Genomic DNA, 12,641 nt, shown 5'->3' on the forward strand with positions numbered 1-12,641 from the left:
TTTAATCAAACTCCTTTTTCTCCCACTCATCTTCCGGGATCGGCAGGGCTTCGCCGGAGAACCGCTCCTCGCGGAAAGGATCTCCGTTCAGGTGAAAGCCGTTTTGCTCCCAAAAGCCGGGCTTGTTTTCGGTCATAAATTCAATGCCTCGCAGCCATTTCACGCTTTTCCAAAAATAGAGGTGGGGGACGATCAGCCGCAGCGGCCACCCGTGCTTGTCAGTCAGCGGCTCCCCGTCAAAGGAGTGGGCCAAGAGGACATCATCCCGATCCAGATCGGACAGCGCGAGATTTGCCGTGTACCCGTGGTCGCCGTGCAGCATCACGTAGCTGCCCTTCGGCACCACGCCCGCAGCCGCGAGGAAATCACGGAAGCGCACTCCTTCAAACCGGTTGTCGAAGCGCGACCAGCGGGTGACGCAATGGATGTCGCAGGTGAGGGCGCTCTGCGGCATCGCCAGCAGGTCGTCATAGCGCAGGGTCACTTCCTGTTCCACTTCACCATATACCCGCAGCGTCCAGGTCTTCAGGTCGTAGACCGGCACCTCCCCCTCGTGCAAAATCGGAAAGCGCTCCGTGAGCACCTGGCCCGGCGGCAGCCTTTTGGCCAGGGCGGGGTCGACAGCGGGCACCTTCATGCGTTTGATTCGATCCGCTTTATTCATCTCGATCTCTCCTCTCCTGACATGTCAAAACGGTTTCCGCTCTTATGCGCGGTTTATTCTGCCCATCGCGTGCTTTGCTCTCCTACCGCGTGCTTTGCTGGCCGGAGGCAGTCGAGGCTCCTTTGTCCTTGAGGAAGAACATCGCCAGAATCGTCAGCACGTACGGCAGCATGGCCGTGAACTGGGTCGGCAGGGAAAGGCCCTGCAGACGAATACTGAGTGCATCCATCAGTCCAAACAGGAAGCTGGAGGCCACGATTCCCAGCGGATGAGACTGCCCCAGCATCATCGCCACCAGTGCGATAAAACCGCGTCCCGCCGTCATGCCCTCAGAAAACATGGTCACCTGTCCCAACGAGAGCTGCGCTCCGGCCATCCCGCAGAGGACGCCGCAGACCACGATTGCCAGCACTTGCAGGCGAGTGGCTTTGAGGCCAATGCTGCGGGCTGCCGTATGGTTCATTCCGACCGCCAGCACGCGGAAGCCGGTCACCGTTCGGGTAAAAAAGAGGTGCAGCAATATGGCCGCCACAAACGCGATGTAGACCAGCGGTGAATGTCCCGACAGCACATCGCCCAGCACCGGAATATCGCCGATCACCGGCAGCTGCCATTTGGGAAGGCCCGCCATATCCTTGTCGTAGAACGCCCCTTTTACATCAAAGATGGCCCGGAGCGCGAACGTCGTCAGTCCCAAGGCGAGAAAGTTGATCGCCACCCCGACGACGATCTCGTTGGCCCGCAGGCCGATCGTCATATAGGCGAACAAGAGCGAAAACAGCACGGTGACGGCTGCCGCAAACAGCACCGCCAACAGCAGGCTGCCGGTAAAATGATTGCCCACGATGGCGGAGAATGCACCTACCAGAATCAAGCCTTCCAGACCGACATTGAAGATGCCGACGCGCGAGCACAGCGCCCCGCCCAGGGCCGCAAGCAGGATCGGCGTCACCATCCGCACGGTCGAACTGATGAGGGACCAATCCAGCAAATCAAGCAGCGCCATGCGATTCCCTCCTCTTGTTCTGGCGGTTTTTCCACCAGTCGTAGCTGAATTTCGCGGAAATGAACAATATTAATACAGCTTGAATCACACTGGCAAGCTCCAGCGGAACCTCCGTATTTCTCTCCACACCCATCGCTCCGGTCTGCAAAGCGGCCAAGAGCAGAGAGGTAAAGATGACCCCAATCGGATGGGAGTTGGCCAAAAGCGTCGCCATCAGTCCCGTCCAGGCAAAATTGGGCAGCGTCAGCGCCCCTTCCACATAGCGATAGTGGGAGCCCAGCACCTCGACCGTCCCGGCCAGGCCAGCCAGACCGCCGCTGAGGAACATGCCCGTCAGCATTACGCGGACCCGGTTTACCCCACCGTAACGGGCAAAGAACGGGTTTTGTCCGAGCATCTTCACTTCATATCCGAACGCCGTGTAGCGAATCACAAAGAAAATCAGCAGCGCCGCGGCTAAGGCAAACAGGAAGCCCGCATGGAGGCTCATGCCGCTAAACAGCTTGGGCAGCCAAACGCTTTTCTCCAGCATGGGTGTTTGCGGCATCGCCGCGGACCCGGTCTTGTCCTGAAACGGATCACTTACCAGATACCCGGCAAACAGGACGGCTACGTAGTTGAGCAGCAGGGAAGAGATCAGCAATTGAATGCGGAATCTCGCTTCCATATATCCAGCCAAAAGCGACCACAACCCTCCCGCCAGCACGCCCGTTGCCAAGGCAGCGAGCATTTTGACCAATCCGGGCGCCGGCAGATAGAGGGCCACCAGTGTAGCGCTAATCGCTCCAGAGACCATCTGCCCCTCGGCGCCCAGGTTAAAGACGCCCGCCCGGAAAGCGAGGGAGAGCCCCAGCCCGATCAGCATAATCGGCGTTGCTCGCGCCAGCGTGGAGGTGAGGAAATAAAAGCTGCCAAATGCCCCCTTCCACATCTCCTGGTACGTGCCCGCGATCGATTCACCCACCGCGGCAATCACGATGGCTCCGGTCAACAGGCCGATGACGACTGCCAGCAGCGGTTGAACCAGCGACTTACATAGCTGCTTGAGTGCTTCCATGAATACTTCCTCCTGCCATCAACACGCTGATTTTCTCTTCCGTCGCTTCGGAACGCTTCAATTCCCCGGCAATCTTCCCTTTGTACATGACCAGAATCCGATCCGACAGCGCGAGAATTTCCGTCAATTCGGACGATACCAGGAGGATGCCGTCGCCGCTGTTGCGCTTCTCCAGCAAGGCCTGATGGATGTACTCCATCGCCCCGATGTCGACGCCGCGTGTCGGCTCAGCTGCGAGCAGGAGCGGCGTCTCTTGCCCCAGCTCGCGAGCGACGATCAGTTTCTGCAAATTCCCGCCGGAGAGATTGCCCGCCTCTTCCTTCAGATGGCGGGAGCCCGTCTTGATCGCGAACCGCTCCACCCAGCTTTCCACGACGCGGCGAAACGCCTTCCGCATAATGATGCCGCGCCGGGAGTATTCCGGCTTTCGCTGATAGCCCATCAACGCGTTTTCCTCGACACTCTCCCGTTTGGCTGTCCCCCATAAATAGCGGTCTTCCGGGATATGGGCCAAGCCGGCCTCGCGGATCTGTGCAACCGAGTGGCGGGTGATCTCTTTGCCGCCCAGACGGATGACGCCGGAGGATACGGGCCTGAGCCCGGTAATCGCTTCGAGCAGTTCGGATTGCCCGTTGCCCGAGACCCCTGCGATGCCGACGATCTCTCCGTGATGGACGGTAAATGTCACATCGTCGACGGACGTCTGCTTCTCCCGTACCGTCACGCCCTGCACTTCCAAGAGCGGCTTGCCCTCCAGATGCACCCGCTCACTCAATCGCTGGAGCTCGCGGCCTACCATCAAGCGGGCGAGATCGTCCGTATTCGTCTCCTGCCGGGAAACGGTCCCGGTGACGCGTCCGCCGCGAAGCACCGTGATCCGATCTGCCACCTCCATCACTTCCTGCAGCTTGTGCGTGATCAAAATGACGCTTTTGCCGCTAGCCGCCAGATGGCGAATCGTCTGCAGCAGCTCTTTTACCTCCAGTGGGGTTAATACGGCTGTCGGCTCGTCCAGGACGATAATATCCGCTCCCTGGTAGAGAACCTTGAGGATCTCCACCCGCTGCTGCTCTCCTACTGAACAGGCAGACACCTTGGCGCCTTCTGCGATGGGAATCCGATAGCGCTCGCTGAGGGCACGGACCGCCTGCATCGCTTCCTTGCGCTGAAAGACTCCTTTTTTCTGCGGTTCGTACCCGATGACGATATTCTCGGCGACGGTAAAGTCGGGGAAGAGCATGAAGTGCTGGTGGACCATGCCAATCCCCTGCCGGATGGCATCTTCCGGGCCGCGAAAGACAACCGCTTTTCCATTGACGACGATCTCTCCCGATGTCGGCTGCTCCATGCCGTAGAGCATGCGCATCAATGTCGTTTTGCCCGCGCCGTTTTCGCCGACGATGGCATGGACTTCCCCTTCTTTTAGCGTGAAGGATACGTTGTCGTTGGCGGTGAAATCCCCGTACCGCTTCGTCATGCTCCGCATCTCCAGTCGGTATGTCACAGGTTTCCCTCCTTTTTCCTTTTCCTCTGCGTAGAGCAGGAAACCGACTACAGGAGTGCAGTCGGTTTCCGTATAGAACGGGTTCTTATTGTTTCAGCGGATCCGTCACGGTGCGTGTGCCGGCTACGATCTCATCCTTGATCGCTTTTACCTTGGCCACGACCTCCTCGCCGATGAACGAATTCAGCGGAGTCGCGCTCTCATGGGTGACATAGGTGACACCCACGCCGTTTTCCTTCAGTCCGTAGGCTACGGCACCTGGCTCAAGGCTGCCCTCGACAAAGGCTTTGACCGTTTCATACACGGCGGAATCGGTCCCCTTCAATTGAGACAGGACGATGTGCTCAGGGTCGATGCTGGTGCGGTCAACGTCCTGGCCGGAGGTGTAGAAGCCTTTTTCCTTGGCGGCTTCGAATACGCCGAGATCCCCTACTGCCGCTGCCCCGTAGATAAAGTCGGCTCCCTTCGACGCTTGCAGGAGAGCCAGCTCCTTCGCTTTTGCCGGGTCACTGAAGCTGCCGACGTAGTTGATTTGCACTTCCACATTGGGATTGGTGGCCTTCAGCCCTTCCTGGAAGCCGTCCGTCCACTTTTTCAAAATCGGAATGTCCATCGCGGCCACGATGCCCACCTTATTGGTCTTGGTAGCCAATCCAGCCGCGGCTCCCACCAGATAAGCAGCTTCTTGCTCGCGGAACATGACGCTGCGCACATTTGGCAGGTCCACTTGAGTATCGATGATGGCAAAAGTGCGGTCCGGATTTTCCGTCGCCACTTTTTTCAGCGCGTCCTCCGCTTCAAAGGAGGAGGTGATGATCAGATCGTACTGCTCGGCCACTGCTACGCGGATATTCTCCTCGATCGCTCCGTGGTCCGTCGATTCAATGGTCTTCACTTCTACGCCGAATTCCGCCGCCGCTTTTTTCGCGCCGTCGTCCATTTGCTGAAAGAACGGGTTTACCCCGATTTTCTCGGGCAGCACCAGAGCGACGCGTTTTTTCGGAGCTTCCTGTCCGCCTGCCTGCGCCTGTCCTTTGTCTTCGGGGGCGGAGCCTCCAGACGAGCAGCCCGCTGCAAGTAGTGCAAATGTCGTCAAAGCCAAAAGCAGTTTTTTCATGATGTCCTTCTCTCCTATTCCTACAGATCATTTCGTATTTTGTTTCTATTTGAAAAACTCGGCTGGCACCAAGTCTCCCCAGGGAATAGCCTCCGCTTACCGCATCCGCCCGCCTATGAAAAAAACTCTTCCCGAAGGAAGAGTTTGCCGTATATCGCCAACCTCTTCCTCATCTGTCAAAACCCCATAGGTTCTGCAGGAATTGGCACCTATCTGTACACATCATGTACATAGGTTGCCGGGCTTCATCGGGCCAGTCCCTCCGCCGCTCTTGATAAGGTAAGGTGAAACTATTCACTTGGATGAATTCATTCTAGCAGAACAAAACGAAATTGCAATTCTTTTTTTCCGATTGCGAAAGTTTAGGATTGGCTTTGGAACGATTGCTTCAATTTCGCGGAAAGGGCCGTCAGCTCGCCGATTTCCTCGGTGATCTCCCGCACTTTTTGGTGCTGATTTTCTGCGGTGGCGAACAACTCTTCCAAATTGGCAACCGATTCCTCGGTGACGGCCGTAATGGTAGACATCTCGGCGGCCACTTCCCCGGAACGCATTTTCACGCGATCCATGCTGGTGCGGACGTGCTCCACGGCCTCCAGGAACGACTCCATCCCCGAACGCACCGTCTCGATGGAAGCGACGGTCTCTACGGCCAGTGCTTGGCCCTTCTCCACCGAAACTTCGCCCGTACTCATATGCTTGACGGCATTTTCGCTCTCCTGGTGCAAAGACTGCAAAATTTCCGCGATCTCTTGTGTGGCGGTAGCGCTTTGTTCCGCCAGTTTCCGCACTTCGTCCGCCACAACGGCGAAGCCGCGTCCATGCTCGCCGGCCCGGGCCGACTCAATCGCCGCATTCAAGGCGAGCAAATTGGTCTGCGTAGCGATCTGATTGATCGTCTCCACGATCTCCTCTACCCGGTTGGCCTGTTTGTTCAGCTCGCGGATGGTCGAAGAGGCGACATGCACGGCCTGCACGATTTGCTCCATCTGCCCCGACAGCTCATTCATCATGCTGATGCTTTCGGCCAGGCGGCGGCTGTTCTGATCGGCTTCTGCTTTCATCGTGGCCGCCTGCTCATGGACCGTGACAATTTCCTGGTCGATGGACTGCACTTCCTCCTCGATTTTGACCGTAGAATTGGCCTGCGATTCCATGCCTGTCGCCACTTCTTTAAACGCGATCATCATGTCGTCCGTATTGCGTTTGGTCGTCTCGGCATGTTCATGCACATGCTCGGAGGTGCGCTCGACCTGCTCCGTCACCAGCTTGATATCCCGCAGCAGCTCGGTGAGGCGGTGTTCTTTCTCTTCCGCGACGCGTCTGGCCTTTTCGGCGATGGAGAGAGAGGCTTGTCCGGCCAGGCAGAGATAAGCCAAGCCTGCAATCATCAAAATAAACATGACGATCCGCAGCAACAGATTCACTTCCGTAAAGTTTCCGTCAAACAAGTGGTAATACCCGGTATAAAACCCGACCGCAGTTGCCGCGACCTGTGCGACACCCGCGAAGACGATCAATTTCCAGTCAAGGTACGCCGCTAAAAAGCCCAGGACGATAAAAGCGAGGAACGAGATTTCCTGATAAGGGGTGAAGTGGTCAAATGCGATCGAATAGTAGAGAAGTCCCACCGCTACCAGATAGCGTATGATGCGACTGTCCTTGCGGATGAAGTACAACGGAGAAACGATGAGAGTAACCAGCAACCCCAAGGAGGTCAGCTGCCAAAAGTTCACATTGAGCTGGTGTCCAATCCACCCGGCAATCCAGAGATGATTCCAGAGAATAAAGATCATGAAGCCTTCCTTGTTCGTTAAGGTGTTGCGAATCAATCGAATCATATGTACCCCCTCGTAACCTGTCTTACTGGGAAAATGTATCTTCTGTCATTATAGACTGTAAATAGTCGAAAGAACTACGAAGATTGTAAAAATGTGTGAAAAAAGTTCCGCTTCCCGACTGGCCCAAACGGGAAAAGAAAATGCCCCGTTACCATCATAACGGGACATCCTCGGGGCAAACCTATGGCGATCGCCTATGCCATCCATTTTTTGATCATATTGCGCGCAATCCACACGCCGGCTGCTCCGGCCTGTGCCAGTCCGCGGGTAATGCCCGCACCGTCGCCGCCGCAATACAGCCCCTTGATTTCCGTCTCGAACTCCTCTGTCAGTTTCGGACGGGCGGAGTAGAATTTCGCCTCTACGCCGTAGAAGAGCGTATGCTCGGAAGCGATCCCCGGCGTTACTTTGTCCAGCGCTTCCATCATCTCGATCAGGCTTTTCATCGTGTTGTACGGGAGCACCAGTCCCAAATCACCCGGTACGGCTTCTTTCAGCGTAGGCTCCAAAAACCCTTCGCGGATGCGAGACTCGGTGGAGCGGCGGCCGCGCAGAATATCGCCGTATTTTTGGACGATGACACCGCCGTTTGAAAGGTCGTTCGCCCGTTTGCAGATTTCGCGGGCATATTCATTCGGTTTGTCAAACGGCTCGGTAAATTTGTGCGAGACAAGCAGGGCAAAGTTGGTGTTCTGGGAGCCGAGCGCCGGGTCTTGATAGGAATGCCCGTTGGCTGCCATCACACCGCTGTGGTTTTCGACCACCACGTGACCGGAGGGGTTGCTGCAAAACGTGCGTACACGCGTCCCCACCGAGGTGTTGAAGATAAATTTACCCTCATACAGATGTTCGTTGATTTCCCGCATCACGACATCGGAGGTCTCGACACGCACCCCGACATCCACCTGGTTGTTGTACATCTTGAGTCGGCGCTTTTTCAAAATCCCGGTCAGCCACGCGGAGCCGTCCCGGCCAGGCCCGATCATCACGTAGTCGCTCCGATACTCCTCGCCGTTTTTCAAAACCACGCCTTGTATGTGATGTCCCTCTGTATCCTTCACTGTGAGGATATCCTCTACTTCTGTCTTGAACATCATGTCGATGCGCTCTTTGAGGTATTCGTAAATGGACTTGAGGATCTCCAGATTCTGCTCCGTCCCCAAGTGACGAACCTCCGCGCGCAGCAGCTTCAGACCAGCCGCATAACCGCGCTGCTCGATACTCTTGATGGTCTCCGTCGTCGGATCGGTGATATTGGTCGTCGCGCCATGCTCCAGGTTGATCTGATCCACGTATTTAATCAGGTCAAGCACCTGGGAAGGCGGCAAGTAATCGGTCATCCAGCCGCCGAATTCAGTGGTAATGTTGAACTTCCCATCGCTGTATGCACCTGCTCCGCCGAAACCGGCCGTAATAGAGCAGGCTGGCAAGCATCCGGCGAAATCCTTTTTCCCCGCCGGGGGCGGACAGAGCTTGATTTTCTCTTCCAGGATGGGACAACGGCGCGAATAAATATCATGCCCCTTGTCGATCAACAGCACTTTCGCTTTGGGCGCTTTCCGCGTCAGCTCATAGGCCGCAAAAATTCCCGCCGGTCCGGCCCCCACGATAATCACATCGTAATTATTATTCTTTTCGTTCATATTGTTCATGTTCATATCCTCCTCACAAAAAAATCCTAACTGGCGAACGGGTACACGGAGACACCCATTCGTAGCTAGGAATTTACGGTTCCTTGTAGAGACCCTCAAACCTTATTTCTGAGGATATACGAATTGTTGAGAAGCTGCCTTATTCGTTTGGAAACACCTTTTCGCAACAATTAGGATAATAACGCAAAACAGTAACTAAGTCAACCTGTTGGATAATTTTTATTCGCCTTTTGCGGATATATACTAATATTTCGTAAGTAAATAGTCGTCCCAATACAGAAAACACGAACATTAAATCCGAACATTCGCCATAGAGCGCTTCCCGCTGTCTCCCGCCACGCAGAAGAGGCCGGACGAGATCCCGTTTACGGCGGCAAACAAAAAAACAGGAGCGGCCTCCTGCGAGGCACTCGCTCCTGCTGTTATTCTTCAAAGCTTCTCTTTCACTTACACTGCTTTTTGATCACGGCCTGCTTCCTCTTGCCAGCATTCGACCTGCAAGCCAGGGATCACACTCGCATGGAACTCCGGATTCTTGCCCGCTTTTTTCTGGCGCATGTAATCCTTCAAAGCGGTGAAAGCCACTTTCCCCAGAAGAGCGATCGCCACCAGGTTCAGCAACGCCATCAATGCCATGAACAAGTCAGCCATATCCCAGACGATGCTGATCTTGGCCACCGATCCGAACATCACCATGCCGACGACGAGCAGACGGTATACCGTCAGCCACTTTTTGTCCGATTTCATAAATTCGATGTTCGTCTCTCCATAGTAGTAATTTCCGATGACCGAGCTGAAAGCAAACAGGAGTACGATTAGAGCCACAAACGAGCTGGCCCAGCCGCCCACATGGGAACTCAGTGCCGCCTGTGTCAGGGCGATGCCGTCCAGACCCTCAGTCGAATACATGCCGGAGAGCAAGACGATGAAAGCGGTCGCACTGCAGACCAGCAAGGTATCGACGAAGACGCCCAGCGCCTGAATCAGACCCTGTTTGACAGGATGCGTGACATCGGCGGTGGCAGCGGCATTGGCCGCGCTTCCCATCCCCGCTTCATTGGAAAAGAGGCCCCGCTTGATTCCCTGCATCATCGCCGCCCCGATCCCGCCTCCGACGGCCTGCTCCAAGCCAAAGGCGGATTTGAAGATCAGCGCAAAGACGGCTGGGATTTGTCCCAGATTGGTCAAAACGACGTACAAAGCTACCAGCACGTAAGCGCCCGCCATGAAAGGAACCAAAAATTCGGCTACTTTCGCCACGCGTTTGACACCGCCAAAAATAATGATGCCTGTGACGACAGACAAGATGATGCCCATCAAGCGCGGGTCAATCCCGTATGCGGTGCCGAACGCCTGCGAGATCGTGTTGGCTTGAACCGCGTTAAACACAAATCCGAAGCAGAGCGTGATCAGAACAGCAAACAGCACACCCATCCACCGTTTTTTCAACCCCTGCTCCATGTAGTAGGCAGGACCGCCGCGAAAACCGCTTTTGTCCTTTACTTTGTAGATCTGCGCCAGCGTACTTTCGACAAACGCAGAAGCGGAGCCCATCAACGCAATCAGCCACATCCAGAAAACGGCACCGGGACCGCCGACGGAAATCGCCATGGCGACACCGGCCAGGTTTCCCGTCCCTACCCGCGAGGCGGTACTGATACAAAAAGCCTGGAAGGAGGAGATGCTTCCCTTGTTCTTTCCGCCCTTTGCCCCCTCGCCGAGCAGGCGAAACATTTCGCCCGCCAAACGAAACTGAACAAATTTAGTTCGAATGGTAAAGTACATTCCCAGGGCAATTAACATAACAATGAGGATTTTTGACCACAGAAAATCATTGAGAACACCTACAAGACTCTCAAGACCTGCTAACATAATGTAAAATACCCCCGCTGTCCTATTGTTTATAATCTCACGGGAGATAGTTTATCACAAAATATTCATAAAGTAGGGTTCCAATTTTTTTTATTGTGTAATAAGAAAAAGTAAATAACTTTCGAATTAAAGGAATATTTGTACTATGATGGGTGTAGCAGGTTGCTGCGGGGAGGTGGTTGTTCCATGCGCGATTACCGCTACTATCAAGCGATCTTTACAGGGATCCCCAAGCCGTTTGCTTTTGTCGATCTGGATCTGCTCGGGGTAAACGCCCAGCAGATTCGCTTGCGCAGTCAGGGAAAAAACGTACGGATAGCGAGCGGAGCCGTCCGCAGCGTCGCTCTATTAAAGCACATCCTGGAGATCGATGATTCTTTCCAAGGCGTTATGTGCTACTCGGCGCAGGAAGCCCTTCATCTGGCCGATCACGGGCTGGATGATCTGCTCTTGGGCTACCCGGTTTGGGAGCCCCTTTGGCTGGAAAAGCTGGCCGCCGCCGTGAAGGGGGGACAAACCATCACCTTCATGGTGGACTCTGTCGAACATGTGGAGCATCTCGAAAAATTCGCCAAGCAGGCACAAGTCCAGCTGCCCGTCTGTCTGGATGCCGATATGTCTACTGACATCCTGGGATTCCACTTCGGCGTGTGGCGATCGCCGATCCGCTCGATGGAACAAGCCCTGTACGTTCTCCGTCGGATCGCCGCATCCGAGCACCTCCGCATCGAAGGAGTCATGGGCTATGAAAAACAGATTGCCGGGACTGCGGACCGGGCTCCGCGGCGCGTCTTGCAAAATCTAGCCGTCCGGCTGTTGAAACAGGCAGCCAGGCGGGAAGTACGCGGACGACGCGCTCTGCTCCTGGAGGCGATCCAGCAAATGGGCACGGAGCTGCGCTTTTTTAACGGCGGCGGTACAGGCAGCTTGCATTGGACCGGGAAAGAACCGGCGATCACGGAGGTAACGGCAGGCTCCGGCTTTTTTTGTCCCGTACTCATGGATCATTACCTGGATTTCCGCTTTCAGCCGGCTGCCGGCTACGCCGTGGAGATCGTTCGCAAACCCGTGGCAGGGATCTATACCTGTGCCCAAGGGGGATATGTCGCTTCCGGCCCGGCAGGCGCTGACAGGCTGCCCCGGCCTTTCTTGCCGGAAGGTGCCGCTCTCCTCTCCGCCGAAGGTGCCGGTGAAGTCCAGACGCCCGTCCGTTACCGCGGCCCCGAGACATTGAAGCTGGGCGATCCGATCTTTTTCCGCCATGCCAAGGCTGGAGAGCTGTGCGAACATTTTCCCCGGCTTTACTGCGTGTCCGATGGCCGGATCGTTAACGAAGTGACCACCTACCGGGGAGACGGCTTGTTTTGAACAAAGTGTCGCTTTTTCTGTTTCCGAGCACTTCTCCTGTTTAACGATACCCATTCTTTTTCTATAATGAAGCAAATAAACGGTGCCAGGAGGTTAGCTGCTCATGGAATTCCATTCCAAAGAAAATGGCTTTGTAGGCCAGTTCGCTTATGGAGAGCTTCACGTATCCGGCGATGAACAGTACGGGTTTCGCCCGTTTCAACTGCTCGTCTCCTCTATCGCTGTCTGCAGCGGCGGGGTATTGCGCAAGGTGCTGGAAAAAATGAGAATGCCCTGCACGGACATGAAAGTAACGGCCGAAGTGGAGCGAAACGAAGAACAGGCGAATCGGATAGAAAAGATTCACCTCCATTTTGTGGTGATAGGAGAGGCCCTGGAGGAGGAGAAAGTCAGGAAAGCCGTCGACCTGGCGAGAAAAAACTGCCCGATGGCTCAGTCCGTAGAGGGGAGCATCGTCCTCACGGAGAGCTTTGAGATTGTCTCCCGATCCGCTTAATCGCTGCCGCGAATGGATGCTTTCGGATAGAAATGCTGAAAGGAAAATGATAAGAGGGTGCCCC

Annotated in this window: 10 protein-coding genes and 2 riboswitches; of the genes, 2 read left to right on the forward strand and 8 right to left on the reverse strand. The window is 55.4% G+C overall.

Annotated elements, in window-relative coordinates:
* Position 1 precedes the first annotated feature (1 nt).
* The 8 genes from JD108_RS21220 to JD108_RS21255 all read right to left on the reverse strand — a co-directional run bounded on the left by JD108_RS21220 (position 2) and on the right by JD108_RS21255 (position 10,713).
* The gene (locus JD108_RS21220; RefSeq protein WP_198827893.1) at positions 2-664 is read right to left on the reverse strand and encodes a sulfite oxidase-like oxidoreductase; all 663 of its coding nucleotides are present in this window, start codon (positions 662-664) and stop codon (positions 2-4) included.
* Positions 665-746: 82 nt separating this feature from the next.
* On the reverse strand, positions 747-1,670 hold the full coding sequence (locus JD108_RS21225) for an ABC transporter permease (RefSeq protein WP_198827894.1): 924 nt from the start codon (positions 1,668-1,670) through the stop codon (positions 747-749).
* Positions 1,657-2,727 (reverse strand): ABC transporter permease, encoded by a 1,071-nt coding sequence (locus JD108_RS21230; protein ID WP_198827895.1) that lies wholly within the window; start codon positions 2,725-2,727, stop codon positions 1,657-1,659. The genes JD108_RS21225 and JD108_RS21230 overlap by 14 nt, the downstream gene beginning before the upstream one ends.
* Positions 2,702-4,231, reverse strand: a complete 1,530-nt coding sequence (locus JD108_RS21235; RefSeq protein WP_198827896.1) for an ABC transporter ATP-binding protein — start codon at positions 4,229-4,231, stop codon at positions 2,702-2,704. Before JD108_RS21235 ends, JD108_RS21230 begins: the two co-directional genes overlap by 26 nt.
* Before the next feature lie 85 nt (positions 4,232-4,316).
* Positions 4,317-5,348, reverse strand: coding sequence for a BMP family lipoprotein (locus JD108_RS21240; RefSeq protein ID WP_198827897.1), 1,032 nt, complete (start codon positions 5,346-5,348; stop codon positions 4,317-4,319).
* Positions 5,349-5,514: 166 nt separating this feature from the next.
* A riboswitch (SAM riboswitch) is annotated at positions 5,515-5,629 on the reverse strand.
* Between the two features lie 81 nt (positions 5,630-5,710).
* Entirely contained in the window at positions 5,711-7,189 is a 1,479-nt protein-coding gene (locus JD108_RS21245) for a methyl-accepting chemotaxis protein (protein WP_198827898.1), read from the reverse strand.
* A gap of 194 nt (positions 7,190-7,383) precedes the next feature.
* A complete protein-coding gene (locus JD108_RS21250; protein ID WP_198830216.1) occupies positions 7,384-8,832 on the reverse strand; it encodes an NAD(P)/FAD-dependent oxidoreductase in 1,449 nt (482 codons plus the stop codon).
* A gap of 51 nt (positions 8,833-8,883) precedes the next feature.
* Positions 8,884-8,983: riboswitch (purine riboswitch) on the reverse strand.
* Between the two features lie 305 nt (positions 8,984-9,288).
* Positions 9,289-10,713, reverse strand: coding sequence for an alanine/glycine:cation symporter family protein (locus tag JD108_RS21255; RefSeq protein ID WP_198827899.1), 1,425 nt, complete (start codon positions 10,711-10,713; stop codon positions 9,289-9,291).
* Positions 10,714-10,899: 186 nt separating this feature from the next.
* Between JD108_RS21255 and JD108_RS21260 the strand changes: the two genes are divergently transcribed.
* Together JD108_RS21260 and JD108_RS21265 are read left to right on the forward strand one after the other, a co-directional pair.
* On the forward strand, positions 10,900-12,081 hold the full coding sequence (locus JD108_RS21260) for an amino acid deaminase/aldolase (protein ID WP_198827900.1): 1,182 nt from the start codon (positions 10,900-10,902) through the stop codon (positions 12,079-12,081).
* A 103-nt stretch (positions 12,082-12,184) separates the two neighbouring features.
* A complete protein-coding gene (locus tag JD108_RS21265; protein ID WP_198827901.1) occupies positions 12,185-12,577 on the forward strand; it encodes an OsmC family protein in 393 nt (130 codons plus the stop codon).
* The last annotated feature ends 64 nt before the right edge of the window (positions 12,578-12,641 follow it).

It is taken from the genome of Brevibacillus composti (assembly GCF_016406105.1).
Classification (GTDB): domain Bacteria; phylum Bacillota; class Bacilli; order Brevibacillales; family Brevibacillaceae; genus Brevibacillus; species Brevibacillus composti.

Bases quoted from the DNA above. Each gene is read 5' to 3' on its own strand.
- JD108_RS21220 (WP_198827893.1), bottom strand. From the start codon at position 664: ATGAATAAAGCGGATCGAATCAAACGCATGAAGGTGCCCGCTGTCGAC.
- JD108_RS21225 (WP_198827894.1), bottom strand. From the start codon at position 1,670: ATGGCGCTGCTTGATTTGCTGGATTGGTCCCTCATCAGTTCGACCGTG.
- JD108_RS21230 (WP_198827895.1), bottom strand. From the start codon at position 2,727: ATGGAAGCACTCAAGCAGCTATGTAAGTCGCTGGTTCAACCGCTGCTG.
- JD108_RS21240 (WP_198827897.1), bottom strand. From the start codon at position 5,348: ATGAAAAAACTGCTTTTGGCTTTGACGACATTTGCACTACTTGCAGCG.
- JD108_RS21245 (WP_198827898.1), bottom strand. From the start codon at position 7,189: ATGATTCGATTGATTCGCAACACCTTAACGAACAAGGAAGGCTTCATG.
- JD108_RS21250 (WP_198830216.1), bottom strand. From the start codon at position 8,832: ATGAACGAAAAGAATAATAATTACGATGTGATTATCGTGGGGGCCGGA.
- JD108_RS21255 (WP_198827899.1), bottom strand. From the start codon at position 10,713: ATGTTAGCAGGTCTTGAGAGTCTTGTAGGTGTTCTCAATGATTTTCTG.
- JD108_RS21260 (WP_198827900.1), top strand. From the start codon at position 10,900: ATGCGCGATTACCGCTACTATCAAGCGATCTTTACAGGGATCCCCAAG.
- JD108_RS21265 (WP_198827901.1), top strand. From the start codon at position 12,185: ATGGAATTCCATTCCAAAGAAAATGGCTTTGTAGGCCAGTTCGCTTAT.